The 23204-nt window shown below is 70.4% G+C and carries 25 protein-coding genes; 11 read left to right on the top strand and 14 right to left on the bottom strand.

Annotation, left to right across the window (positions count from 1 at the left end; genetic code table 11):
- Positions 1-161: 161 nt before the first annotated feature.
- Positions 162-386, bottom strand: coding sequence for a hypothetical protein (locus ACTOWL_RS20860; RefSeq protein WP_441323196.1), 225 nt, complete (start codon positions 384-386; stop codon positions 162-164).
- 88 nt (positions 387-474) lie between these two features.
- On the opposite strand from ACTOWL_RS20860, the gene ACTOWL_RS20855 reads away from it, so the two are divergent.
- Entirely contained in the window at positions 475-861 is a 387-nt protein-coding gene (locus ACTOWL_RS20855; RefSeq protein ID WP_441323195.1) for a winged helix-turn-helix domain-containing protein, read from the top strand.
- Here ACTOWL_RS20855 and ACTOWL_RS20850 read toward each other — a convergent pair.
- From ACTOWL_RS20850 to ACTOWL_RS20835, 4 genes are read right to left on the bottom strand one after another with little or no spacing between them, the layout of a single operon-like run.
- Positions 858-1034, bottom strand: a complete 177-nt coding sequence (locus ACTOWL_RS20850; protein WP_441323194.1) for a hypothetical protein — start codon at positions 1032-1034, stop codon at positions 858-860. The two genes, ACTOWL_RS20855 and ACTOWL_RS20850, sit on opposite strands and share 4 nt — an antisense overlap.
- On the bottom strand, positions 1031-1303 hold the full coding sequence (locus ACTOWL_RS20845) for a hypothetical protein (protein WP_441323193.1): 273 nt from the start codon (positions 1301-1303) through the stop codon (positions 1031-1033). The genes ACTOWL_RS20850 and ACTOWL_RS20845 overlap by 4 nt, the downstream gene beginning before the upstream one ends.
- Positions 1300-1425, bottom strand: a complete 126-nt coding sequence (locus ACTOWL_RS20840; protein WP_441323192.1) for a hypothetical protein — start codon at positions 1423-1425, stop codon at positions 1300-1302. The genes ACTOWL_RS20845 and ACTOWL_RS20840 overlap by 4 nt, the downstream gene beginning before the upstream one ends.
- Before the next feature lie 10 nt (positions 1426-1435).
- A complete protein-coding gene (locus tag ACTOWL_RS20835; RefSeq protein WP_441323191.1) occupies positions 1436-1642 on the bottom strand; it encodes a hypothetical protein in 207 nt (68 codons plus the stop codon).
- 158 nt (positions 1643-1800) lie between these two features.
- Here ACTOWL_RS20835 and ACTOWL_RS20830 point away from each other — a divergent pair, with 158 nt between their 5' ends.
- Both ACTOWL_RS20830 and ACTOWL_RS20825 read left to right on the top strand, forming a co-directional pair.
- Positions 1801-2661 (top strand): DUF6502 family protein, encoded by an 861-nt coding sequence (locus tag ACTOWL_RS20830; protein WP_441323190.1) that lies wholly within the window; start codon positions 1801-1803, stop codon positions 2659-2661.
- Positions 2658-3944 (top strand): DUF5666 domain-containing protein, encoded by a 1287-nt coding sequence (locus ACTOWL_RS20825; protein WP_441323189.1) that lies wholly within the window; start codon positions 2658-2660, stop codon positions 3942-3944. Before ACTOWL_RS20830 ends, ACTOWL_RS20825 begins: the two co-directional genes overlap by 4 nt.
- Before the next feature lie 7 nt (positions 3945-3951).
- Here ACTOWL_RS20825 and phnE (ACTOWL_RS20820) read toward each other — a convergent pair whose 3' ends face one another.
- From phnE (ACTOWL_RS20820) to phnC, 4 genes are all read right to left on the bottom strand, one after another.
- Positions 3952-4830 carry a phosphonate ABC transporter, permease protein PhnE gene (phnE, locus tag ACTOWL_RS20820; RefSeq protein ID WP_441323188.1) on the bottom strand — a complete coding sequence of 293 codons (879 nt, stop codon included), beginning with the start codon at positions 4828-4830 and terminating at the stop codon, positions 3952-3954.
- The gene (gene phnE, locus ACTOWL_RS20815; RefSeq protein ID WP_441323187.1) at positions 4830-5720 is read right to left on the bottom strand and encodes a phosphonate ABC transporter, permease protein PhnE; all 891 of its coding nucleotides are present in this window, start codon (positions 5718-5720) and stop codon (positions 4830-4832) included. Before phnE (ACTOWL_RS20815) ends, phnE (ACTOWL_RS20820) begins: the two co-directional genes overlap by 1 nt.
- A gap of 62 nt (positions 5721-5782) precedes the next feature.
- Positions 5783-6721: a phosphonate ABC transporter substrate-binding protein gene (phnD, locus tag ACTOWL_RS20810; protein ID WP_441323186.1), complete on the bottom strand. Its 939-nt coding sequence runs from the start codon at positions 6719-6721 to the stop codon at positions 5783-5785.
- A gap of 65 nt (positions 6722-6786) precedes the next feature.
- Complete coding sequence (gene phnC, locus ACTOWL_RS20805) at positions 6787-7608, bottom strand: phosphonate ABC transporter ATP-binding protein (RefSeq protein ID WP_441323185.1); 822 nt, start codon at positions 7606-7608, stop codon at positions 6787-6789.
- 224 nt (positions 7609-7832) lie between these two features.
- On the opposite strand from phnC, the gene ACTOWL_RS20800 reads away from it, so the two are divergent.
- Positions 7833-9131: an MFS transporter gene (locus ACTOWL_RS20800; protein ID WP_441323184.1), complete on the top strand. Its 1299-nt coding sequence runs from the start codon at positions 7833-7835 to the stop codon at positions 9129-9131.
- Positions 9132-9134: 3 nt separating this feature from the next.
- On the opposite strand, the gene ACTOWL_RS20795 is transcribed toward ACTOWL_RS20800, so the two are convergent.
- Together ACTOWL_RS20795 and ACTOWL_RS20790 are read right to left on the bottom strand one after the other, a co-directional pair.
- Positions 9135-9914 (bottom strand): enoyl-CoA hydratase-related protein, encoded by a 780-nt coding sequence (locus ACTOWL_RS20795; protein ID WP_441323183.1) that lies wholly within the window; start codon positions 9912-9914, stop codon positions 9135-9137.
- A gap of 75 nt (positions 9915-9989) precedes the next feature.
- A complete protein-coding gene (locus tag ACTOWL_RS20790) occupies positions 9990-10349 on the bottom strand; it encodes a hypothetical protein (RefSeq protein ID WP_441323182.1) in 360 nt (119 codons plus the stop codon).
- Positions 10350-10476: 127 nt separating this feature from the next.
- Between ACTOWL_RS20790 and ACTOWL_RS20785 the strand changes: the two genes are divergently transcribed.
- Positions 10477-11091, top strand: a complete 615-nt coding sequence (locus ACTOWL_RS20785) for a TetR/AcrR family transcriptional regulator (protein ID WP_441323181.1) — start codon at positions 10477-10479, stop codon at positions 11089-11091.
- The gene (locus tag ACTOWL_RS20780) at positions 11088-12593 is read left to right on the top strand and encodes an MFS transporter (RefSeq protein WP_441323180.1); all 1506 of its coding nucleotides are present in this window, start codon (positions 11088-11090) and stop codon (positions 12591-12593) included. The genes ACTOWL_RS20785 and ACTOWL_RS20780 overlap by 4 nt, the downstream gene beginning before the upstream one ends.
- Here ACTOWL_RS20780 and ACTOWL_RS20775 read toward each other — a convergent pair.
- Positions 12590-13420, bottom strand: coding sequence for a 3-keto-5-aminohexanoate cleavage protein (locus tag ACTOWL_RS20775; protein WP_441323179.1), 831 nt, complete (start codon positions 13418-13420; stop codon positions 12590-12592). The genes ACTOWL_RS20780 and ACTOWL_RS20775 overlap by 4 nt on opposite strands.
- Positions 13421-13507: 87 nt before the next feature.
- On the opposite strand from ACTOWL_RS20775, the gene ACTOWL_RS20770 reads away from it, so the two are divergent.
- From ACTOWL_RS20770 to ACTOWL_RS20755, 4 genes are all read left to right on the top strand, one after another.
- Positions 13508-14395: a MurR/RpiR family transcriptional regulator gene (locus ACTOWL_RS20770; protein ID WP_441323178.1), complete on the top strand. Its 888-nt coding sequence runs from the start codon at positions 13508-13510 to the stop codon at positions 14393-14395.
- On the top strand, positions 14392-15732 hold the full coding sequence (locus ACTOWL_RS20765) for an aspartate aminotransferase family protein (protein WP_441323177.1): 1341 nt from the start codon (positions 14392-14394) through the stop codon (positions 15730-15732). Before ACTOWL_RS20770 ends, ACTOWL_RS20765 begins: the two co-directional genes overlap by 4 nt.
- Positions 15733-15801: 69 nt before the next feature.
- Positions 15802-16779, top strand: a complete 978-nt coding sequence (locus ACTOWL_RS20760; protein ID WP_441323176.1) for a TAXI family TRAP transporter solute-binding subunit — start codon at positions 15802-15804, stop codon at positions 16777-16779.
- A 25-nt stretch (positions 16780-16804) separates the two neighbouring features.
- Positions 16805-19429, top strand: coding sequence for a TRAP transporter permease (locus ACTOWL_RS20755; RefSeq protein ID WP_441323175.1), 2625 nt, complete (start codon positions 16805-16807; stop codon positions 19427-19429).
- Here the strand turns inward: ACTOWL_RS20755 and ACTOWL_RS20750 are convergent.
- Positions 19393-19764, bottom strand: a complete 372-nt coding sequence (locus tag ACTOWL_RS20750; RefSeq protein WP_441323174.1) for a hypothetical protein — start codon at positions 19762-19764, stop codon at positions 19393-19395. The two genes, ACTOWL_RS20755 and ACTOWL_RS20750, sit on opposite strands and share 37 nt — an antisense overlap.
- A 73-nt stretch (positions 19765-19837) precedes the next feature.
- Positions 19838-20527, bottom strand: coding sequence for a spermidine synthase (locus tag ACTOWL_RS20745; RefSeq protein ID WP_441323173.1), 690 nt, complete (start codon positions 20525-20527; stop codon positions 19838-19840).
- Positions 20528-20972: 445 nt separating this feature from the next.
- Between ACTOWL_RS20745 and ACTOWL_RS20740 the strand changes: the two genes are divergently transcribed.
- The gene (locus ACTOWL_RS20740; RefSeq protein ID WP_441323172.1) at positions 20973-23186 is read left to right on the top strand and encodes a tail fiber domain-containing protein; all 2214 of its coding nucleotides are present in this window, start codon (positions 20973-20975) and stop codon (positions 23184-23186) included.
- Positions 23187-23204: the final 18 nt, after the last annotated feature.

Raw genomic sequence — 23204 nt, 5'->3', positions numbered from 1 at the left:
CGTCTCCCCAACACGGCTCAGGCCTGCCTTCCGGACTCCCTAATCCTCTCAACCAGGGCGACACACCATGCCGTAGCCTCTTCACCCGCTTGACACCAAACTCCCCATGTGAGCCCGGGCATGACAGGTAAGTGGGACACTGGCACAAGCGGCAGCATGGCCTACCCGAATAGCAGCCACAGCAACACGATCACCGCCGCCACGGCGATGATCGCCACCACCGGGGCGTTGCGCTTCGGCTCGGCCACAGCCTCGTGGTTCGGGGCGCCGCTGGTCACGCCCGTCCGATAAGCCGGGGGATCGCTGGCCGGGAAGCTGTCCTCGACCGCCTCGTCGACCTTGTCGTCCGGCACCGGCTCGGCCTGGCGCGGCTCGGCAGCAGACATCGTGGCCTCCCTTGGTCGCCTGCAATCTCAACGGACCGTGCGGTGCCGAGTTCCCCCGGCTCCGCCTTGCCCGTATCATGGCACGATCATGCCCAGGCTGCGCATCCGCATCGACTTCGACCCCGCCGGCCCGGACCGGCAGCTCGGCCCCGGCAAGATCGGGCTGCTCGAGCACATCGCCGAGACCGGCTCGATCTCCGCCGCCGGGCGGGCGATGGGGATGTCCTACCGCCGCGCCTGGCTGCTGATCGACAGCCTGAACGGCTGCTTCCGCGAGAAGGTGATCGAGACCCGGCACGGCGGCCCGCAGGGCGGCGGCGCCGCGCTGACCCCGTTCGGGCAGTGGCTGGTCGAGCAGTTCCGCGCCATCGAGCAGGAGACGACGGCCAGCGTCGCCCGGCGGCTGGCCGGCTTGCAGACGGCGACGGCGGCGCCGGGTGACGCCGCCGCCAGGCCGGCGGAGATCGAGGACTAGCCGAGGCGACCGGCGCCGGCCGGCGCCCGAGACAAGGCGCTGTCCGGCGAGCGGCCGGTGTCTTCGGCCTGCGGCTGCCGCTCATCGTCGGGATGCCGGGACGCGAAGGCCGCGCCCACCACCATCCCCACCGAGGGACCGATGACCGCCCAAAGGATGAGGGCGATGGTCATTCCTCCCTCCGTCCGCATTGCAGGCAGGATCGCGCCGGACGACCCGCGGGGCGGCCGGTGCCCGGGCCGGGCAGCGGGCTCGCGGCGGATCGGTGGTAGCCATAGAGATCAAAGGAGGGAACGGAGGCGGTTCCATCGGCCCGGCGGAGATAATCCGGCAGCGGGAGATCCTCGGTTTCGTCGTCATCCAGCCAGGCGACGACGATCGCCCCCGCGACAAAGGCCAGGATGGGGCCGATGGCGGCCCAGACGATCAGGCCGTCCATCATGGCCGGCGCTCCGCCGGAGTCGCGGCCGGCGGCGGGGGTGGCGGCTCGCGGCGGACGGGCGGGACGCGCGACCGCAGATAGAATTCGAGCCACGGCAGCATCAGCAGGATCGGCTGCAGCATCGATCACTCCTCAGAACAGGCCCGACAATCGGAGAAAGGACAGGCTCGACAGCTTGTCGATGGCGAGGTCCATCAGCGTCAGCCCGATCCCGGCCATCGCGGCGATCGCGAAGGCGGTCACCGCGATCCGGCGGATCACGTCCCGGCTGGCCGCGCCGCGTCGACCGCCGCCGGGCTGCGGCTCCGGCGCGATCGGCGGCAAGGCTTTCAGAGTCATGGTCGGCTCCAGCGTTGGCATGACGACTCCTGGTTCGTGGGAATTTCTCCCACGATGAATCTGTGGGATTTTTGCCCACGTCAAATGAAATCTCTCATTCGTGGGTATTTTTCCCACGCCCCAACATGCTAAGGTCCGGCCGAACCGACGGATTCGCCATGTCTCCTGCCCTGCCACCTCCTCCCCAGGCCCTGCTCAAGCCGCTGGCGCGCCTGCTGCGGCCGCTGGTGCGTCTGCTGATCCGCAGCGGCGTGACCTTTCCGGTCCTGGCCGACCTGCTGCGCGGCCTGTATGTCGATATCGCCGCGCGCGACCTGCTGCCGGATCCGAAGGCGCAGACCGACAGCCGCATCAGCCTGCTGACCGGCGTGCACCGGAAGGAGATCCGCCGGCTGCGGACCCAGGCCCCCGAGGCCGGCGGGATCCCGGCGGTGGTGACGCTGGGCAGCCAGATCATCGCCCGCTGGCTGGGCGCGCCGCCCTATGCGGATGCGGAGGGCCGCCCCCTGCCCCTGCCGCGCACGGCCCGCAGCGCCGGCGAGGCCTCGTTCGAAGGGCTGGTCGAATCGGTCACCAAGGACGTCCGGGCCCGGTCGGTGCTGGACGACTGGATCGGCCAGGAGATCGTGTCGCTGGACCGGGACGGCCGCGTGCAGCTGAGCCAAGCGGCCTTCATCCCGCGGCCGGGCGGGGAGGAGCAGCTGTTCTACTTCGCCCGCAACCTGCACGACCACATCGCCGCCGCGGCCGCGAATGTGGCGACCGCCGGGCCGGCGCCGTTCCTCGACCGCAGCATGCATTACGACCGGCTGCGCCCGGAGACGGTGGCGCAGCTGGAGGCCACGGCGCGCGACGCCGCGCAGCAGCTGTTGACCGATGTCAACCGGATCGCGCTGGCGATGGCCGAGGCCGACGACAAGGTCGCGGCCGATGAAAAGGCAGGATCGTTGCGGCGGATCAACCTGGGCGTCTACGTGTATGTCGAGGATGATCCGATCGACGAGGAGACGGCACCGTGACGAGCCGCATGCGACTCCTGGCGCTCGCCCTGCTGGCCGCCTGCTCTTCCGCCGGCCCGGGTGACCGTCCGGCTGCGCCGGCGCCGGCGACGGCGACGAAGGAAGCGGTCGCCGAGCGCGGCATCGGCGGCACCGGCATCACCTCCGGCCCCGTCGAGGACCGCGGCATGGGCGGCACCGGCATCGTCGGCGTCATCACCGGCTTCGGCAGCATCTGGGTGAACGGCATCGAGGTCGAGTTCGACGCGGCGACGCCGGTGCAGATCGACGGGCAGAGCGCCCCCCGCGGCGACGTCCTGAAGGTCGGCCAGGTGGCGGTGGTCACCGCCGCGGGCAGCGGGTCGCGCCTGGACGCCCGCAGCATCGCCATCCGCCACGAGGTCTCCGGTCCGGTCGAGGCCGTGGAGTCCAACGGCAGCGTGCTGCGCGTTGCCGGGCAGCGGGTCACCTTTGCCGGCCAGGTCTGGGGCGACGCCGCCACGCCCAGGGTCGGCGACTGGGTGGCGGTGAGCGGCCTGGCGGGTCCCGACGGCGGCATCGTCGCCACCCGCATCGACCGGCGCGAGCCCGGCCGCGTCACCGTGCACGGGACGCTGTCCGGCACCGCCGCGGCGCCGCGCATCGGCACGCTGGCGCTGCGGCCGGGAGCGCGCCTGGGCGCCGGCATCGGCCAGGAGGTGATGGTCACCGGACGCTATGCGGATGGGGTCCTGGTGCCCGAGTCGGTGTCGCGGGACGCGCTGGCGGCGGACCCGTCCGGCTGGTTCGGCCGGTCGGTGACGCGGCTGGTCATCGAATCCTATGCCAGCGCGGCCCCGGGCGGCCTGCGCTGGGGCCGCGGCCTGAGCGCGCCGGCCGTGGGGAGCTTCGGCGCCCTCGGCGCCCAGCCGCAGCGCACGATCGTCGAGTTCCAGCGCCAGCCGGACGGCGGGCTGGAGGCGGTCGGCCTGCGCAGCACCACCGGCCGGACCGGGATGGTGCCGGAGGTGCCGCGCGGGATCGGCCTCGATCGGCCGGGCGGCCCCGGCCAGGGGAGCGGGCCTGGCCCGGGAGGCGGACTCGGCGGTGGGTCCGGCGGGCCGCACGGCCCTCAGGGGGCGCGCAACCCGGCCGGCGTCAACCCGTCACCGGCAAATGCCGACGCGCCGCGCGGCGCGTCGGATTGGACCGGCCGGCGGCAGAGCCCGATGGAGGGAAGCTTCGACGGCTGCCGCGGCCTGGGCGCTTCCTGCGGCCCGGGGACGTTCGGGCGTGACCGCCATGGCCGCCCGCCCTTCGGCTGAGGGCGGCTCAGCCCCGCGCCGCCTCGCGCCCGATCTGCTTCAGCCGCAGCCATTTCGACAGCGTGTCGATCAGCGCGACCACGGCCAGCACCAGGATCAGGATGAAGGCGACCTGGTCCCAGGCCAGGATCTTGATGCGCTCGGAGATCTGCAGCCCGATGCCGCCGGCGCCGACGATGCCGAGGATGGTGGCCGAGCGGGTATTGGATTCGAAGAAGTACAGCGCCTGCGACAAGAACAGCGGGATTGCCTGCGGCAGCACGCCGAAGCGCAGCACCGCCAGGGTCGAGGCGCCGGTCGAGCGCACGCCCTCGATCTGCTTCCTCTCCGCCGTCTCGATCGCCTCGGCGTAGAGCTTCGACAGCGAGCCGATGTCGGAGACGCAGATGGCGAGGATGCCGGCCAGAGGCCCGAGCCCGACCGCGCGCACGAAGACCAGCGCCCAGATCAGCTGGTCGACGCCGCGCAGCCCGTCGAACAGCCGGCGGAAGCCGAAGCGCAGGAAGCCGATCGGCATGATGTTGCGGGCGCCGAGGAAGCCGAGCGGGATCGCGATCACCGAGGCCAGCAGCGTGCCGATGAAGGCCATGGCGACGGTCTGGCCCAGCGCCGTGAAGATCTCGGCGTATTGCCACTCGGCCATGCCGTGCCAGGCGACCATCTGCCCGGCGATGACGAAGATGCCGTTCGGGCTGACCAGGCCGTCATAGAGCCGGGCCGGCGAGAAGTTGAAGGTCCAGAACAGGTAGCCGAGATAGGCGGCGGCCAGGGCCAGCAGCCCGTTGCGCAGCAGCCTTTCGCCCCAGGACCGGCCAAAGGCGCGCGGCAGCGCGGCGCGGGCATGGTCGACATCGATCGGCCGGATCTGGGCGAACCGGATGCCCATCAATGCGCCTCCCGCGGCAGGAAGGCCGAGCGCAGCCGCTCCGAGCCGAGATCGATCAGCGTCACCGCCGCGACGATCATCAGCACCAGCGCGCTCAGCTCCTGGTAATAGTTGAAGCTGACGATGTAGTAGAGTTCCTGCCCCACGCCGCCGGCGCCGACAAAGCCCAGCACCGAGGCCGAGCGGATGTTGATCTCGAGCCGCAGCAGCACATAGGACAGGAAGTTCGGCAGCACCTGCGGCAGCACGCCGAAGCGCATGATCTGGACCCAGGTGCCGCCGGCGGCGCGGATGCCTTCGAGCGGCTTGTCGTCGACCGCCTCGTTGACCTCCGAGAACAGCTTGCCGAGGGCGCCGGTGGTGTGCACCGCCATGGCCAGGATGCCGGCCAGCGGCCCGACGCCATAGGCCCAGACGAAGCACAGCGCGTAGACGATGTCCGGCACGCTGCGGCAGATCTCGAGGAAGCGGCGGCTGAGATGGTAGACCCAGTGGCTGCGCACCAGGTTGCGCGAGGCCGGGAAGCTGAGCAGCAGCGCCGCGGCGGCGCCCAGCACGGTGCCCAGGATCGCCATCTGCGCGGTCTGCCACAGCAGCACCAGATAGCTGCCGGCGCGGTAGTACCAGTAGGCGACCGAGCCCTGGGTCTTGCTGTCGGACAGCAGCTCGCCCCAGGTCAGGGTCGGCAGGGTGCGGCCGAGATATTCGCCGATCCGCGGCAGGCCGGCGGCGATCTTGGCCGGGAAGAACTCGCCGACATAGCCGCCGGCCAGTACGGCGGCCAGGAACAGCACCAGGCCGATCAGGGTCGCCTGACGGCGCTGGCGCAGCAATGCCCGCCGCCCGGCCTCGAAAGCCGCGACCGGGTCGGAGGGACGGTGTTCGGTCAAGGTGGTCATCAAGGGTCAGCCACGATTGGGTCCGCCCAGGCGGACCCAATCGTGAGGCCTTATCAGCCGCGGCGGGTCGAGGCTTCGGTCTCGCGCATCTTGATGATGCCGGAGAAGAAGTCGTTGGTGATCGGGGCGAAGCCCTTGCCGGTGCCCTTCTCGACTGCCTCGTAGATGTCCGGATGCTCCTTCGGCAGGTTCATCAGGAAGTCGAGCATGTCCTTGCGGAACGCCTCCGGCAAGGCGGTGCGAGTCGCCCAGGGGCCGTTCGGGATCAGGGTCGACTGCCAGACGATGCGCAGGTCCTTCATGTCGAGCATCTTCTTGTCGACCATGCTGCGCAGGGCGCCGCGGCTGTAGCCCTGGGCCGGGTCGCCCTGGCCGGAGATCCAGGTGACGCCGGAGTCGTACTGGCCCTTCAGCACCGCGACCACCCCCTGCTCATGCCCGCCGGAGAAGGCGGTCGAGCTGAAGAACTTGGCCGGGTCGTAGCCCTGGTCCCTGAGCTGGAAGTTCGGGATCAGGTAGCCCGAGGTCGAGTTCGGGTCGGCGAAGGCCAGGGACTTGCCCTTGAGGTCCTCGAGCTTCTGGTACGGGCTGTCGGCCTTGACGTAGAGCACCGAGTAGTAGCCGGTCGACCCGTCGTCTTCCTGGGTCACCACCAGCGGCTCGACGCATTTGCAGTCGAGCCACAGGCCGGCATAGCCCGAGGCGCCGAATTCGGCGAGGTCGAGCTGGCCCGCCGCCATGCCCTGCATCACGCCGGCATAGTCGGTGGCCGGGAACAGCTGCACCTGCACGTTGAAGGTGGTCTCGATCAGCTTCTGGAAGCCGTCGTAGCGAGCCAGCCGGTCGGCGTCGTTCTCGCCGCCGAGAATGCCGATGCGGATGACCGGAACGTCCTTCTTCCAGCTCGGATCCGCCGCGACGGCGGTGCCGGCCAGGCCGGCGAAAGCGACGGCAGCCGTGGCCGCCGCGAGGATGGTGCGCCGCATGAACATGGGTCTACCCCTTTGATGATCTTGGTTCGGACGCCGGCGCCATGCCGGACGCCGTCGGTTGGAGCTCAGGCCGGGACCAGTTCGCGGTCGCCGGTCCGGGGCTCGATCGCGGTCGAGGTGATGCGCTCGTCGAGTGCCTCGCGCATGCCGTCGACGCCGTAGATCCGCTCGACCACCTCCATGGTCAGCGCCTCGGGGGCGCCGTCGAAGACGATCCGCCCCTTGGCCATGCCGACCACCCGGTCGCAGTAGTGCCGGGCGGTGTCGAGCGTGTGCAGGTTGACGAGGACGGTGATGCCGTCCTCGCGGTTGATGGCGCGCAGCGCGTCCATCACGATCTTGGCGTTGCGCGGGTCCAGCGAGGCGATCGGCTCGTCCGCCAGCAGCACCTCCGGCTCCTGCAGCAGGGCGCGGGCGATGGCGACGCGCTGCTGCTGGCCGCCCGACAGGGTGTCGGCGCGCTGCAGCGCGGCATGGGCCATGTCGAGCCGGTCGAGCGCCTGGATGGCGAAGGCCCGCTCGCGCTCGCCGAACTGCTTGAACAGCGACGGCAGCGTCCAGTGCTGGGAGATGCGGCCGAGCAGCACGTTGGTCAGGACGTCGAGCCGGGTGACCAGGTTGAACTGCTGGAAGACCATGGCGCAGCGGGCGCGCCAGTCGCGCAGGGCGCGGCCCTTCAGCTTGGTGACGTCGACGCCGTCGAACAGGATGCGGCCGCCGGTCGGGTCGGCCAGCCGGTTGACCAGGCGCAGCATGGTCGACTTGCCGGCGCCGGAGCGGCCGATCACGCCGACCATCTGGCCGGGGGCGATCGACAGGCTGACGTCATCGACCGCGTTGACGGCGCGGAAGCTCTTGGTCAGGCCTTCGATCACGAGTTCAGCCATGAGGCTCGCTCCGGTCGGGGACAGGCTCGGCACGCGGGAGGCCGCGGCCGTTCGGCGTGAGTGGCCTAACAGAGCGGGATGACAGTCGCGTGATCCTCACATGTCGTTTCGATGAACGCCCCGGATGCCGCGGCACCGCATCGCCCGGGTTGACGTTCCTGTCCAAAGCGGCTTCTTTGCGCGCCAAGGCAGCAAATCATCATACGATTTGAGGGAGTTGAACGTTGCCCGAGTCCCGCCCGCAGACGATCGCCAAGATCACCTGGCGGCTGATGCCGTTCCTCGGCCTGCTGTATCTGATCGCCTATATCGACCGCCAGAATGTCAGCTATGCCAAGCTGCAGATGGTCGGCGACCTCGGCCTCAGCGAGGCCGCCTACGGACTCGGCGCCTCGCTGTTCTTCATCGGCTACTTCCTGTTCGAGGTGCCGTCGAACGTGATCCTGGCCCGGGTCGGTGCCCGGCGCTGGCTGGCCCGGATCATTTTCACCTGGGGCCTTGTCACCGTCGCCCTGGCCTTCACCCAGAACGCGACGATGTTCTACATCCTGCGCTTCCTGCTGGGCGCGGCCGAGGCCGGCTTCTTCCCGGGCGTGCTGTTCACGCTGACGCTGTGGTTCCCGCAGATGTATCGCGGCCGCATGGTCGGGCTGTTCATGGCCTGGAGCGCCCTGGCCAACGCCGTCGGCTCGACCGTCGGCGGGGCCCTTCTGGACCTCGACGGCATGCTCGGCCTGAAGGGCTGGGAATGGGTGTTCCTGGCCACCGGCATCCCGGCCGTGGCGATGGGCGTCGTCACCTACTTCTTTCTGCCCGACCGGCCGGAGACGGCGAATTTCCTCGACGCCGGCGAGAAGAATTGGCTGCACGACGTGCTGGAGCGTGAGAACGCCGACGGCAAGGAGCAGCACGGCAACCCGTTCGCGGCGCTGCTCGACCGCCGGGTGCAACTGCTGGCGCTGTTCTACGTCGCCTTCCCGCTCGGCGCCTACGGGCTGAGCTACTGGCTGCCGACGGTGGTGCAGGGCTTCGGCGTGTCGAACACAGTCAACGGCCTTTTGAACGTCATCCCCTGGGCCTGCGTCGCCCTGGCGCTGTGGTGGGTGCCGCGCAACGCCGCCCGCACCGGCGACCAGACCTGGCACATCGTCATCCCGGCGCTGATCGCGGCCGCGTGCCTGGCGCTGAGCGTGGTGGTGCCGGGCAACGCCCTGAAGTTCGCGCTGCTCTGCGTCGCTGCCGCCGGCATCTTCGCGCCGCAGCCGGTGTTCTGGTCGCTGCCGCCGACCTTCCTGACCGGCGCCACGGCGGCGGCCGGCATCGCCGCGATCAACTCGGTCGGCAATCTCGGCGGCTTCATCGCCCAGAACGCGGTGCCCTGGATCGACGACGTCACCGGCAGCAAGCTGGCGCCGATGTGGTTCCTGGCCGCCTGCATGGTGGCCGGCGCGCTGATGACCTTCGTGGTCCAGGCCGCGCTGCGCCGCCACCAGCCGACCGCCCGGGTGCGGCCGGCGGAGTAGGGGTCAGCGTCCCTCGAACCTTGGCGGGCGGCGTTCGGTGAAGGCCGCCTGCCCCTCGCGGAAATCGGCGCTGCGATAGGCGGCGTCAGACAGCGCCGCGGTCTCGGCCGTGTCGCTGTCGGCGCCGGCCATGATCGCCTCGATCATCCGCTTGGCCGCGCGCAGGCTGAGCGGCGCCCGCTCGGCCAAGCTGTTGGCATAGTCCAGCGCCGCCGGCTCGACCGCGTCGTCCGGCAGCACCCGGTCGACCAGCCCGATCGCCAGCGCCTCGGCGGCGTCGAGCAGGCGGCCCGAGAACAGCATGTCCTTGGCCCGGGCGGGCCCGACCGTCGCCACCAGCCGCCGCGTGTCGGCGAAGCCATAGGCCAGGCCGAGCCGGGCCGGGGTGATGCCGAGCCGCGCCGTGCCGCCGGCGAAGCGCAGGTCGCAGGCCAGCGCCAGGCCGCAGCCGCCGCCGACGCACAGGCCGCGGACCAGGGCGATGCTCGGCCGGTCCAGGGCCTCGACCGCGGCCAGCCCGGCCCGGACCGCGGCGTTGTACCCGGCGGTCGAGTCGGCATCGGCGAAGACCGTGCCGAATTCGGTGATGTCGGCCCCGGCCGAGAAGGCGCCCTCCCCTTCCACGATCACCGCCGCGACCTCGGGGTCGGCGTCGATCTCGCAGCACAGCTCCGGCAGCGCCCGCCACATCGCCGCGCTGATCGCATTGTGCCGCGCCGGCCGCTGCAGCCGCAGCCGCGCCAGCCTGCCGTCGCGGAACCATCGGATCGGGGTGTCGGTCATCGGGGTCCTCGGCAAAGGGGCGGCCGAGTGTGTCATCGCACGGCCGGGCCCGGCAATGCCGGCGGGCGCCCCGGCCTAGGTCGTGCCGCAGATGGCGAAGGCGCTCACGGTCGCGTTCGCATTGGCATAGCCGAGGATGCGCCAGGCGTTGTTTTCCGGCTGGCTGCGGTAGATCACGATGACGGGGATCGTCACCGTCCCGACGCCGACGGCCCCCGTGTTGTACTGGATCACCCCGGCGCCCGGGTTGCTGTTGAACCCGCCGCCCAGGATGACCGAGCCCGGGACGTCGCAAGGCACCGTGATGTCGACGGTGTTTCCGGCCGACACCTGCCGATCCACGCGGATCTGGTTGTAGCTGGCGCCCCACGCGACCGCGGGAGCGATGGCCAGAACCGTCAGCGCCGTCGCGAAGCCCCTGAAGACCTTGAGCATGTCTCGCCCCCTTCATCGCGAGGGAACGAGGATAGGCCAGGATTCTTACAGCCGATATCGCGGCACACCCGACCTTGACTCCTTTGTCGATTCATGAGAATGAACGTTCATTCTCATGAATCGAGCCATGACCGAACCCATCACCGATCTGCTGTCCCGCCGCGAGGAGAAGCGCCGCCGCATCCTGGAGGCGGCCGCCGACTGCTTCGCCCGGCGCGGCTTCCACGGCACCGGCATGGCCGAGATCTGCGAGGCGGCGGGGATGAGCGCCGGCAACCTCTACCGCTACTTCCGCAACAAGGAGGCGATGATCGCCGCCCTGGTCGACGCCGAGCGCGAGGAGACGACGGTGCTGTTCCGCGAGATGGCGGACACCGACGACCCGCTGGCCGCGATCACCGCCCTGCTGGAGCGCTTCCTGACCCTGACCACCGACGCCGCCGGGCACCGGCTGTGGCTGGAGATCCTGTCCGAGGGCGCGCGCAACCCGCAGATCCAGGCGGTGCTGGACCGCAGCGACCTCGAAGTCCGGCCCGCCCTGGCGCATCTGATCGGCCGGGCCGCCGCGCTGGGCCAGGCCGACCCCGCGATCGACGGCGACCAGGCGGCGATCTGGCTGCTGATGCTGATCGACGGCTTCAGCGCCCGGGTCGCGACCGACCCGCGCTTCGACATCGCCGCCGGGATCGCCGCCCTGCCCGGCATGGTCCGCCGCCTGCTCGCCCCCGGAGCCCGGGCATGACCGGATCCGTCAATCGCTGGGCGATCCTGCCCATCGTCTCGGTGGCGCTGCTGATGGTGGCGATCGACGCCACGGTGCTGCACATCGCCGTGCCGACCCTGACCCGCGCCTTGGCGCCGAGCGCGCCGCAGCTGCTGTGGATCATCGACATCTATCCGCTGCTGATGGCCGGGCTGCTGCCGGCCGCCGGCACGCTGGGCGACCGGATCGGGCACAAGCGGCTGCTGCTGCTGGGGCTGATGCTGTTCGGGCTGGCCTCGGCCGCCTGCGCCGTCGCCCCCGGCCCGGAGTGGCTGATCGCCGGCCGCGCCTTCCTGGCCTTCGGCGGGGCGATGATGATGCCCGCCACCCTGTCGATCCTGCGCTTGGCCTTCGACGACCCGCGCGAGCGGGCGATCGCGATCGGCATCTGGGGCTCGGTCGCGTCCGGCGGCGCCGCCTTCGGCCCGGTGGTCGGCGGCGCCCTGCTGGAGCATTTCCATTGGGGCGCCGTGTTCCTGATCAACGTGCCGATCGTGCTGATCGCCCTGCCCTTCGCCTGGTGGCTGCTGCCCGGCCGGCGCGGCGGCGAGCGGCGGCCCTGGGACCTTCCCGGCCTGCTGCTGGCGATGGCCGGGATCATCGCCGTGGTCTATGCGGTGAAGCAGACCACCCATGCCGGCGCGAATCCGTGGCAGGCGGTCGCGATCGGCCTGGCCGGCGCCGGGCTGGTGGCCACCTTCCTGCGCCGCCAGGCCCGCGCGGCGACGCCGATGATCGACCTGTCGCTGTTCCGCAACCCGGGCATCGCCATCGCCCTGGCCGGGGCGATGGTGGCGATGATCATCATCGTCGGCTTCGAGCTGCTGCTGAGCCAGCAGCTGCAGCTGGTGCTGAGCCTGTCGCCGCTGGAGGCCGGGCTGCGGCTGGCGCCGGTGCCGCTGGCGTCGTTCCTGGCCTCGCCCCTGGCCGGCGGGCTGGTGCACCGCTTCGGCTTCCGTACCGTGCTGGCGGCCAGCCTGGCCCTGTCCACCGCCGGCTTCATTGCCATCGCCCTGCTGCCGCCGGGGCCGATCTCGGCCGCCGAGATCGCCGGGTTCGTCGCCATCGGCGCCGGGCTGGGCGCAGTGATGACCGCGGCCTCGGTCAACGTCATGAACAGCGCTCCGGCGCACCAGGCCGGCGCCGTCGCCGCGGTCGAGGAGGTGGCCTATGAGCTGGGCGGCGGCCTCGGCGTCGCCCTGTTCGGCAGCCTGATGACGGTGCTGTACCAGCGGCTGCTGGCGCTGCCGCCGCTCTTGGAGGCCGCGGTGCCGGCGGCGCGGCGGTCGATCGGCGAGGCGCTGGTCGCGGCCGAGGCGCTGGCGCCGCCGGAGGCCGGCACGGTCGAGGCGGCGGCCCGGGCCGCCTTCTCCTCGACCTATCAGGGCGCGTCGCTGGTGGCGGCGGGGCTGCTGGCGGTGACCGCGCTGGCGGCGCTCATTGTCCTGGCGCGGCGACGGGTGGCGGCGCAGCCGGGTTAGGCGCCCCAGGCCGCCCGCAGCGAGGCGGCGTCGGCGAGGCGGCCGCCGGTGCGGGCCAGCGGCTCGGCGACCGCGCGGACGAGGTCGGCGTTGCTGCCGGCGAGGCGCCCGTCCGGCAAATGCAGGTTGTTCTCGAAGCCGACTCGGACGTCGCCGCCCAGCAGCGCCGCGGCCAGGGCGCAGGCGGCCTCGTGCCGGCCGAAGGCGCAGACCATCCAGGACCGGAAACGCGGCGCATCCGGCGCCAGGAAGGGCAGCAGGTCCGCCGGCAGCGAGGTCTGGCCGGCGACATAGCGGCCGAGGACGAAGATCACCGGGATCTCGTCCCAGGGGACCAGGCCGCGCTGTTGCATCTCCGCCAGCCGCACCGCCTCCTCCGGCGCGTAGAGGATGATCTGCGGCGCTATGCGCTCCCGCTTCAGCCATGACAGGAATTCGGCGAAGGCGGGCTCGGCGGCGGCGTCCGGGGCCAGCTCGCGCAGGGCCAGCGACACCGCCTCCGGCCTGACGGCGCGCACCACCGCCATCTGCTCCTCCGGGCGGTAGCGGCCGAGCGACTCGCTGGTGATCTGCAGCACCAGGTCGTCGCCGACCTCGGCGCGGATCGCCGCGATCGCCGCGCGATAGGCCTCGGCGTCGAGCAGATGCGCCCCGTCCCGGTCGCGGACATGCGTGTGGATCATCGCCGCGCCGGCCTCCCGGCATTCCGCCGCGACCCGCGCCAGTTCGGCCGGGGTCAGCGGCAGCGCCGGATGGTCCGCCTGGGTCCGCCGCCCGCCATTCGGCGCCACCGCGATCGCCACCGGCCTGCGCTCCGGATCCGTCATGTCAGCCTCTTCGATCCAATCGGATCATGTCGAACCGTATTGAAACACTTGTTGCACATCTCGTCACGCCTGCCTATCGTCCGATCGATGGATCAAGGCCCCCTCGCCGAGCGCATCGTCGACAGCTTCGAGGCCATGCCGGCGCAGCTGCAGGCGGCGGCCCGCTACGTGCTGGACCGGCCGCGCGACGTCGCCCTGCTGTCGATGCGGGAGCAGGCGCGCCAGGCCGGGGTGCCGCCGGCGACGATGACCCGGCTGGCCAAGCGCCTGGGCCTCGACGGCTATGATGCGGTGCGGGCGCTGTATGCCGAGGCGGTGCGGTCGGGCGATCTCGGTTTCGCCGGCCGCGCCGATGCGCAGCTGGCCAGCCAAACGCTGAAGGGCGACCGGGCGCTGGCGGCGGAGATCGCCACCACCATCGCCGGCCATGTCGCCCGGCTGGCCGAGCCGGCGGCGCTGGACCGCCTTGCCGCCGCCGCCGCCCGGCTGGCCGCCGCCCGCCGGATCTACTGCCTGGGCCTGCGCGCCGGCCACCCGATCGCCTGGCATCTGCATTACGTGCTGTCGCTGCTGGGCGAGCGGACCGTGCTGCTCGACGCCGCCGGCGCCACCGGCACCGACCCGATCCGCGCGGCGACGCCGGAGGATGTGCTGCTGGCGGTCAGCGTGTCGCCCTACACCCGGGCCACGGTGGAGACCGCCCGCTACGCCGCCGAACGCGGGGTCGCGGTCGTCGCAGTCACCGACAGCGAGGTGTCGCCGCTGGCCCAGCTGGCGGCGGAGACGGTGCTGGTCGCGACCGACAGCCCGTCCTTCTTCCACAGCCTGGCGCCGGGCTTCGCCGTCGCCGAGATCCTGGCGGCGCTGGTCGCCGGCCGCGGCGCCGATGCCCCGGCCGCGCTGCGCCACACCGAGGCGCAGCTGGCCGCCTTCGACACCCATCTCCGCCCCTGGTCCGCCAAGGCACAGCCATGACCCACATCCTGCACCGCCAGATCCATGCCGAGTTCCCGACCGCCGTCGCCGGCCGGGGCATCGAGGTCATCGATGCCGAGGGCCGCCGCTACATCGACGCCTCCGGCGGCGCCGCAGTCTCCTGCCTCGGCCACGGCCATCCGGAGGTGATCGCCGCGCTGCACGCGCAGCTGGACCGGATGGCCTATGCCCATACCAGCTTCTTCACCAGCGAGGTGGCCGAACGCCTGGCCGACCGGCTGGTCGAGGACGCGCCGGCCGGGCTGAGCCATGTCTATTTCACCAGCGGCGGGTCGGAGTCGGTCGAGGCGGCGCTGAAGATGGCGCGGCAGTATTTCGTCGAGGCCGGCCAGCCGCAGCGCCGCCACATCATCGCCCGGCGCCAGAGCTATCACGGCAACACGCTGGGCGCGCTGGCCACCGGCGGCAACGAATGGCGGCGGGCGCCGTTCCGGCCGCTCTTGATCGAGACCCACCACATCGACCCCTGCTTCGCCTATCGCCTGCAGGAGTCGGGCGAGAGCGACGAGGACTATGCCGCCCGCGCCGCCCAGGCGCTGGAGGACAAGATCCTGGAGCTGGGGCCGGAGACCGTGGCCGCCTTCGTCGCCGAGACGGTGGTCGGCGCCACCATGGGCGCGGTGCCGCCGGTCGCCGATTATTTCAAGCGCATCCGCGCGATCTGCGACCGCCACGGCGTGCTGCTGATCCTGGACGAGGTGATGTGCGGCATGGGCCGCACCGGCACGCTGCATGCCTGCACGCAGGAGGGCATCGCCCCCGACCTGATGACCATCGCCAAGGGGTTGGGCGGCGGCTACCAGCCGATCGGCGCGGTGCTGCTGTCGCGCCGCCTGTTCGACGCCTTTTCCCAAGGCTCCGGCTTCTTCCAGCACGGCCATACCTATACCGGCCATCCGATGGCCTGCGCCGCCGGGCTGGCGGTGCAGGAGGTGATCCGCGGCGAGCGCCTGCTGGACAATGTCGCCGCCATGGGCGAGCGCCTGGCCCGCCGCCTGGGCGACCGCTTCGGCAACCACCCGCAGGTCGGCGACATCCGCGGCCGCGGCCTGTTCCTGGGCATCGAGCTGGTGGCCGACCGCGCCACCAAGGCGCCGTTCGACCCGGAGCTCAAGCTGAACGCGCGGGTCAAGCGCGAGGCGATGGCGCGCGGGCTGATGGTCTATCCGATGGGCGGCACGGTCGACGGGGTCGCGGGCGACCATGTGCTGCTGGCGCCGCCCTTCATCATCGACGGGGCGGCGGTCGAGGCCATCGTCGAGCGCCTCGGCGACGCCGTTGACGCCGCCATTGCGGGGCTACCCAGGGCGGCCTGAGAGACACCGGCCGACCCTCCGCCAGAGAGGGAGGCCGTCCGCACATACGATCAGAAGGGGAGAGAGATCATGAGGCTTCAGGTCACCGCATCGCTGCTCGCCGCCGTCACCGCGGCGGTGCTGGCGCTGGGTGCCGGCCCGGCCGCGGCGCAGCAGCGCTTCGTCACCATCGGCACCGGCGGGGTCACCGGCGTCTACTACGCCGCCGGCGGCGCGATCTGCCGGCTGCTGAACAAGGACCGCAAGACCCACGGCATCCGCTGCTCGGTCGAATCCACCGGCGGGTCGGCCTTCAACGTCAACACCATCCGGGCCGGCGAGCTGGATTTCGGCATGGCCCAGTCGGACGTCCAATTCAACGCGCTGAACGGCGCCGGGGCGTTCAAGGAGTCGGGCGCGTTCCCGGAGCTGCGGGCGGTGTTCTCGGTCCATCCCGAGCCCTTCACCGTGCTGGTGCGCAAGGAGGCCGGCGTCACCAGCTTCGCCGACCTGAAGGGCAAGCGCTTCAATGTCGGCAATCCCGGCTCCGGCACCCGCGCCTCGATGGAGGAGCTGCTGGCGGCGCTGGGCTGGACCCTGGCCGATTTCTCGCTGGCCTCGGAGCTGAAGGCCGACGAGCACGGGCCGGCGCTGTGCGACGACAAGATCGACGGCTTCTTCTACGGCGTCGGCCATCCCTCGGCCAACATCCAGGACCCGACCACGACCTGCGGCGCCAAGCTGGTGTCGCTGACCGGCCCGGCGGTCGACAAGCTCTTGGCCGAGAAGCCGTATTACTCCCGCGCCACCATCCCGGGCGGCCTCTACAACGCCAATCCGGACACGACCGAGACCTATGGCGTGCTGGCGACGCTGGTGACCTCGGCCGGCACCGACGAGGAAGCGGTCTACCAGCTGGTCCGCGCCGTGTTCGAGAATTTCGACGAGTTCAAGGGCCTGCACCCGGCCTTCGCCCATCTCGACCCGGCGCAGATGGTCAAGGCCGGCCTCTCCGCCCCGCTGCACCCGGGCGCCGAGCGCTACTACAAGGAGAAGGGCTGGCTGTAGCACCAACAAGCAGGGAGAGGCGGTCATGACCGACACGCCGGGGCTGCAGCCGAGCGCGGAGCTGGAGCAGTTGGTCGCCGAGGCCGACACCGGCGGGCGCAAGCCGGCCGGGGCCGCGGCGACGCTGCTGGCCGGCATCGCCATCGCCTGGTCGCTGTTCCAGCTGTGGTACGCCTCGCCCCTGCCCTTCCGGCTCGGCTTCGGCGTGTTCAACGACACCGAGGCGCGGTCGATCCATCTCGGCTTCGCCCTGTTCCTGGCCTTCACCGCCTATCCCGCCTTCGCCCGGTCGCGCCGCGACCGGGTGCCGGCGGTCGACTGGATCCTGGCCGTCCTCGGCGCTTTCGCCGGCGCCTATCTGTTCCTGTTCTATCGCGAGTTGGCGCAGCGCCCGGGCCAGCCGACCACGCTCGACCTGGTCACCGCCGGCGCCGGCGTTCTGCTGCTCTTGGAGGCGACGCGGCGGGCGCTGGGCCTGCCCATGGTCGGCGTCGCCATCCTCTTCATGGTGTTCACCTTCGCCGGCCCGTGGATGCCCGAGGTGGTGCAGCACAAGGGCGCGTCGCTCACCAAGTTCCTGCAGCATCAATGGCTGACCACCGAGGGCATCTTCGGCATCGCGCTGGGCGTCTCCACCAGCTTCGTCTTCCTGTTCGTGCTGTTCGGCACCCTGCTGGACAAGGCCGGGGCGGGCAACTGGATGATGCAGATCTCGATCGCCCTGCTGGGCCATCTGCGCGGCGGGCCGGCCAAGGTCGCGGTGGTGTCCTCGGCGCTGAACGGCGTGGTCTCCGGCTCCTCCGTCTCCAACGTCGTGTCGGGCGGCATCTTCACCATCCCGCTGATGAAGCGCACCGGCCTGTCCGGCGTGAAGGCCGGGGCGATCGAGGCCGCGTCCTCGATCAACGGCCAGATCATGCCGCCGGTGATGGGCGCCGCCGCCTTCCTGATGGTCGAGTATGTCGGCATCCCCTATTCCGAGATCGTCAAGCACGCCCTGCTGCCGGCCGTCGCCTCCTATGTCGCGCTGCTGTACATCGTCCATCTTGAGGCGCTGAAGATCGGCAGCAAGCCGATCCCGCGCGAGCACGTGGCGCTGCGGACCCGCCTCCTGCGCACCGGCCTCGGCCTCAGCGGCAGCGTCGCCGCGATCGGCCTGCTGTATTACGGCATCCTCGGCGCGCAGGCGGCGTTCGGCAGCGCCGCCGGCTGGGTCCTGGCGCTGGCCGGGCTCGCGCTCTATGGCGCCAGCCTGGCCTATGCCGCGCGCTTCCCCGACCTCGCCATCGACGACCCGAACACGCCGCTGCTGCACCTGCCGCGGGCCTGGGACGTGACCCGCACCGGCCTCGACTTCCTGATCCCGCTGGTGGTGCTGCTGTGGTGCCTGATGGTGGAGCAGATGTCGCCCGGCCTGTCGGCCTTCTGGGCGACCGTCGCGATCATCGGCATTCTCGCCACCCGCGGGCCGCTGCTGGCCCTGTTCCGCCGGCAGGATCTGCCGCAGGCGCTGCGCCGGTCGGTGGCCGAGCTGGTCGACGGGCTGGGCCTCGGCGCCCGCAACATGATCGGCATCGGCATCGCCACCGCCACGGCCGGCATCATCGTCGGCACCATCACCCTGACCGGGCTCGGCCTGATGATGACCGAGCTGGTCGAGGCCGTATCCGGCGGCAACGTCATGATCATGCTGGCGCTGATCGCCATGATCAGCCTGATCCTCGGCATGGGCATCCCGACCACCGCCAACTACATCCTGGTGGCGACGCTGATGGCCCCGGTGGTGGTCGAGCTCGGCGCCCAGGCCGGGCTCGCCATCCCGCTGATCGCGGTGCATCTGTTCGTGTTCTATTTCGGCATCATGGCCGACATCACCCCGCCGGTCGGCTTGGCCGCCTTCGCCGCCGCCGCGATCTCACGCGAGGACCCGATCAAGACCGGGTTCCAGGGCGCGCTCTACTCCCTGCGCACGGCGGTGCTACCGTTCGTCTTCGTGTTCAACCCCGGCATGCTGCTGATCGGGGTCGAGGGCTGGGCCGACCTCGCCGCCATCGTCACCGTCACCTTCGCCGCCGTGCTGTTGTTCTCCGCCGCCACTATGGGGTACTTCGTCACCCGGTCGCGGCTGTGGGAGAGCGCGCTGCTGCTGGTCGCCTGCTTCGCCCTGTTCCGGCCGGACTGGTGGCTCGACCGCTTCTATGCGTCCACCGTGTCCCAGGCCCCGGCCACCTTCCTGGCCGAGGTCGCGGCGGCGCCGGCCGGGCAGCGCCTGACCTTCGTGGTCGAAGGCCTGTCGATCGAGGGCGAGGAGGTGCGCAAGACCGTCAGCCTGCCGCTCGGCGACCCGCAGCCCGACCCGGCCAAGCGCCTGCGGGCGGCGGGGCTGGGCGTCAGCGCCATGGGCGACGGGGTGACGATCACCGATGTCGGCTTCGGTTCCTATGCAAGGCGCACCGGGCTGGAGGCCGGCTACGACATCACCGCGGTGCTGAAGCCGGCGGATCGGCCGCCGCATCTCTGGGTCTACCTGCCGGCGCTGGCGCTGGCCGGGCTGGTCGCCCTGCTGCAATGGAGCCACGCCGGCAGGCTGGCCTCACGCGGCCGGCGGCCGGGTCAGGACGGGTTGGCGGCGAAGACCTCGGAGCAATAGACCGTGTTGCCGCCGGCCATGACGAAGAACACCATGTCGTCGCTGTTGGTCAGCGCCGTGACGGTGCAGACGATCGGCAGGACCTGGTCGTCGATGGTCTTGCTGTCGTGCCGCTCCCACACCAGCTTGCGGCCGCCTTCCTTGTTGGGGGTGTCGCGGTCGGGCGGGCCGAGATCGGCGATCATCTGGGCCGAGGGATGATCCTGGTAGGGGGCGATCCTCTCCCCGAAGCGTTCCCGGGCCGCGGCGGTGATGCTCTCGGCCGTCTGCGGCTCGGCGCAGGCAGCGAGCAGCAGCAGGGCGGCTGCGGCGGTCAGCGATTTCGGGAAGGGCAACGGGCGTCTCCAGCCAGCGGTCGCAACGGATGTCCAGCGTGTACACGCCGGGGCCGGGGTGGTCCAGCGGAGCCTACAGCGATTGCAGCCCGAACCGAGCCAGCTCGTCCGGCAGGAACGGCGAGGCCGACAGCACATAGACGAGATGGAACGGCTCCACCCGGCCCGGGCGGAACACCGGCAGCGATGCGGGGGAGAAGCCGGCGGACCGGGCCCGACCGACGAATCCCGGATCCGCGAAGGCGGACCAGACCATCAGGATACCGTCCGGCCGCAGCGCCCGGCGCAGGGTGGCGAGGCCGTCCGCCCCGTAGAGCGCCGCGTTCCCGGCGGCGGAGAGCGGCTCCGGCCCGTTGTCGACATCGAGGAGGATGACGTCGAAGCCGGGGCCTTCGGCCGCCACGGCGAGGACGTCGCCATGCCGGATCCTGGCGGGATGGTCGCCGAGGGAACGGGGTTTGGTGTAGCGGTCGAACCAGCGGATCACCGCCTCGGACAGCTCGGCCACGGTGACCCGCCCGGCCCCGCCGAGATGCCGGTGCAGGCTGGCCAGGGTGAAGCCGAGGCCGAGGCCGCCGACGAGGATGTCGGGATCGGGGCGGCGGGCCAGCCGGGCGGCGAGCTCGCCGAGCCGGTCCTCCGACTCGTGGTACGCGCCGTTCATCAGCTCCCAGCCATCAACCCGGATCATATAGACGCCGTCGCGCTCATAGAGGTCGAGCACGCTGTCGCCGAGCGCGGCGCTGTCCACATGAATCCACATCGGCCGTCCTTATCGAGCCCATAGAAGCTACCGGATCGCCGTTCGACGATCCCGGTGCGCTGGCTACCCGTACAACTACATCAGGATCTCGCCGGATCAAACGAAGCAAAATCCCGCGAAATTCCAGCCTCGCCATTGTAAACAAAATGTTCATTGAATAACCAGAATTCACAAGATATCTTCAAGCTATAAGCACAAGAGCCGGAATAGTCGTAGCATCGACATGTCTCCGATCAAAAAGTCGGAGTGCGTGACCAACGCCCCTTTGGCCGACAGGAAAGACGATGACTGCATCGTCGGCAACCGATCACAGCCGCCCCTGCTGAGATCAGTACCGAGCAGCGGCGGCTGGAACCGGCCCGAAACAGCCCTCCACGAACCCCTTCCGGCGCCGGTTGAAGCCGGAAGTCCCTGGACACTTCACATCCTGCGCAAGGACGCCGACATGACCGACTATGATTCCAGGATGGCCGCACAATCGGCCACCATCCCGGGCACGGTGACCAACATCCGGGTCGCCGGATATGCCGACCCCGGGGACGGAGGCGAAGCGCTTTACAAGCGCGTGGATGCGGCCACCGTCCCCCAGCCGCCTCTCACGCCTCACAAGGGCTACTTCCAGTCGACCGGCGGCGCCTGGTGGCTGATCGCCGAGAACGAGCCGAACGTTCGGCAGTTCGGCGCGGTCGGCAATGGGGTGACTCCGGATACCGACTTCGTCCAGGACGCCGTCGATGCCTGCATCACTCTGGCGAAGCCCCTGGCGGTGCCCGCCGGAAGGTACATGGTGGGGCCGATCTACCTGAACGGCAGAACCTGGAAAACGAAGCTCGTCAACTGGTTAGAGGATTGGGAAGATTGGAAAGCCGCGCATCCTGGAGATGACTACCAAGATTACCTTGACCAGTATTATGAGACCAATCCTGGAGATTACCTCGAAAAGAATCCCAATGCCGACCAGCAGGTCTGCCTGAAGGCCCTTATCGGCGCGGGTTCCATCTGGTACGGATCGCGGTTCGTGGCCGATCCGGATGCTTACACCGAGGTTCCGGTAACCCCCGGCAGGGCTGCGGCGGTCATCACCGCCCGAAACGTCGCGAGCACGGTGATTACCGGCATCAACATCGATGCGGCCGGCGTCGCCGATGTGTGCATCGATGCGGCCTGGATCGGCTCCTGGAACGGCGTGCCGGGCCTGGCGGCGCCGGCCTGCTTCAACACCTTCGCCGACTGGTTGTGCGAGAACGCCAAGCTCAAGGGCATCATCGTCGACGGCGGGGCGGACAGCCGGATCTCCAACCTCAGCTATCGCGGCGGAACGGCGTCTGTCGGCCTGTCCATGCAGCTGTCCGGCGGCGGCATCTGGGTGGACAACATCCATCTGTACAAGGGCCGGCTGGAGATCGCCTGCCAGAACGCCAGCATCGTCAACAGCTTCCTGGCGCATGGTGTCCGGATTGTCGGCGCGTCGTATGACATGATCAACCTCCACGCGTGCCAGATTTCCAATGATCCCGAGGCGGGGGGCGATGGTGGGTACGCCATTTATTCGAAGACGGACGCGGGAAGTTTCGGGACCCTTGCCCTCACGGCCACGTCCTGCTTCTTCCTGGGGGGGACGACCTTCAAGGCCTACTTCGCGGGCCGCTGGGGCGCCGGGGCGAAGCTGGTCGGCTGCCACTTCCTGCAGAACGAGTACTTCGACAATACCAAGCTCGCCCCGAACAATCCGGCGTCCCCGCCCGTCTTCGATTTCGAGCACTGCACCTTTGACGCCCCCGGGGGCGGCCTCATCCTTCCCGAGGCTGTCTTCTCGCCGCCTCCCGCTCAGCGGCTGAATTTCGTGGGCACCTACGCGTGCCGCCGCGGGGACTCCGTCGTCCTCGCACGGCGTGACTTCCCTGCCGGCGCTCGGTTCGGAACGGGCCAGATCGACCCGGACAAGCTCGACGCCAAGGCGAGCGGCCTGTACGGACGCGGACAGGGCGTCGCCGTGATCCCTGCCGACGCCTATTTCGGGTTCGGATACAACCGCTCCGGCGGTCAAGCGGAGACGGAGGCGTACCACCGCGGCGACCTGTTCCGTATCACCAAATGGGATGGTGTTACGGCCACGCCGGGGTTCACCTTCAATGTGAGTGCGAACGGCGCGTTCTACCCGGCAGCGGACAATATTCGCAACCTGGGCCTCCCTGGCCAGCGCTGGGCCACGGTCTATGCCGGCACCGGCACGATCAACCCCTCCGACGCCCGCATCAAGACCGAGGTGGCGCCGCTGACCGGGGCCGAGATCGAGGCGGCCAAGGCGCTGGCCAAGGAGATCGGGACGTATCGTTTCCTGGATGCGATGGCGGCCAAGGGCGATGCCGCGCGGCTCCATCCGGGCCTGACCGTGCAGCGCGCCATGGAGATCATGACCGCCCACGGTCTCGATCCTCTGCGGTACGGCTTCATCTGCCACGACGCCTGGGACGAGGAGGTGACCGAGATCCCAGCGGTCACGGACGAGAGCGGGAAGGAGGTCGCCCCCGCACGCACCGAGACGAGGTCCGCCGGCGATCTTTACAGCTTCCGCCCCGACGAGCTGATGCTGTTCATCGGCCGGGGCCTCGAGGCGCGTCTGTCCGCCCTGGAGGCGGCTGTCGCCGGAACCGCCTGATCCTCTTGCGGCGGCCCC

It is taken from the genome of Inquilinus sp. CA228, assembly GCF_052078665.1.
Lineage (GTDB): Bacteria > Pseudomonadota > Alphaproteobacteria > DSM-16000 > Inquilinaceae > Inquilinus.
The sequence above is the reverse complement of the archived record's forward strand: the minus strand, read 5'-3'. Positions and strand labels throughout refer to the sequence as shown.

Excerpts from the sequence above, each read along its gene's own strand:
- ACTOWL_RS20775 (WP_441323179.1), bottom strand. The coding sequence starts at position 13,420 with ATGACGGATCCGGAGCGCAGGCCGGTGGCGATCGCGGTGGCGCCGAAT.
- ACTOWL_RS20760 (WP_441323176.1), top strand. The coding sequence starts at position 15,802 with ATGAGGCTTCAGGTCACCGCATCGCTGCTCGCCGCCGTCACCGCGGCG.
- ACTOWL_RS20785 (WP_441323181.1), top strand. The coding sequence starts at position 10,477 with ATGACCGAACCCATCACCGATCTGCTGTCCCGCCGCGAGGAGAAGCGC.
- ACTOWL_RS20755 (WP_441323175.1), top strand. The coding sequence starts at position 16,805 with ATGACCGACACGCCGGGGCTGCAGCCGAGCGCGGAGCTGGAGCAGTTG.
- ACTOWL_RS20765 (WP_441323177.1), top strand. The coding sequence starts at position 14,392 with ATGACCCACATCCTGCACCGCCAGATCCATGCCGAGTTCCCGACCGCC.
- phnC (WP_441323185.1), bottom strand. The coding sequence starts at position 7,608 with ATGGCTGAACTCGTGATCGAAGGCCTGACCAAGAGCTTCCGCGCCGTC.
- ACTOWL_RS20830 (WP_441323190.1), top strand. The coding sequence starts at position 1,801 with ATGTCTCCTGCCCTGCCACCTCCTCCCCAGGCCCTGCTCAAGCCGCTG.
- phnE (WP_441323188.1), bottom strand. The coding sequence starts at position 4,830 with ATGGGCATCCGGTTCGCCCAGATCCGGCCGATCGATGTCGACCATGCC.
- ACTOWL_RS20795 (WP_441323183.1), bottom strand. The coding sequence starts at position 9,914 with ATGACCGACACCCCGATCCGATGGTTCCGCGACGGCAGGCTGGCGCGG.
- ACTOWL_RS20860 (WP_441323196.1), bottom strand. The coding sequence starts at position 386 with ATGTCTGCTGCCGAGCCGCGCCAGGCCGAGCCGGTGCCGGACGACAAG.
- ACTOWL_RS20835 (WP_441323191.1), bottom strand. The coding sequence starts at position 1,642 with ATGACTCTGAAAGCCTTGCCGCCGATCGCGCCGGAGCCGCAGCCCGGC.
- ACTOWL_RS20745 (WP_441323173.1), bottom strand. The coding sequence starts at position 20,527 with ATGTGGATTCATGTGGACAGCGCCGCGCTCGGCGACAGCGTGCTCGAC.
- ACTOWL_RS20855 (WP_441323195.1), top strand. The coding sequence starts at position 475 with ATGCCCAGGCTGCGCATCCGCATCGACTTCGACCCCGCCGGCCCGGAC.
- ACTOWL_RS20770 (WP_441323178.1), top strand. The coding sequence starts at position 13,508 with ATGGATCAAGGCCCCCTCGCCGAGCGCATCGTCGACAGCTTCGAGGCC.
- ACTOWL_RS20790 (WP_441323182.1), bottom strand. The coding sequence starts at position 10,349 with ATGCTCAAGGTCTTCAGGGGCTTCGCGACGGCGCTGACGGTTCTGGCC.
- ACTOWL_RS20840 (WP_441323192.1), bottom strand. The coding sequence starts at position 1,425 with ATGCTGCAGCCGATCCTGCTGATGCTGCCGTGGCTCGAATTCTATCTG.
- ACTOWL_RS20740 (WP_441323172.1), top strand. The coding sequence starts at position 20,973 with ATGACCGACTATGATTCCAGGATGGCCGCACAATCGGCCACCATCCCG.
- ACTOWL_RS20845 (WP_441323193.1), bottom strand. The coding sequence starts at position 1,303 with ATGATGGACGGCCTGATCGTCTGGGCCGCCATCGGCCCCATCCTGGCC.
- ACTOWL_RS20850 (WP_441323194.1), bottom strand. The coding sequence starts at position 1,034 with ATGACCATCGCCCTCATCCTTTGGGCGGTCATCGGTCCCTCGGTGGGG.
- ACTOWL_RS20780 (WP_441323180.1), top strand. The coding sequence starts at position 11,088 with ATGACCGGATCCGTCAATCGCTGGGCGATCCTGCCCATCGTCTCGGTG.
- phnD (WP_441323186.1), bottom strand. The coding sequence starts at position 6,721 with ATGTTCATGCGGCGCACCATCCTCGCGGCGGCCACGGCTGCCGTCGCT.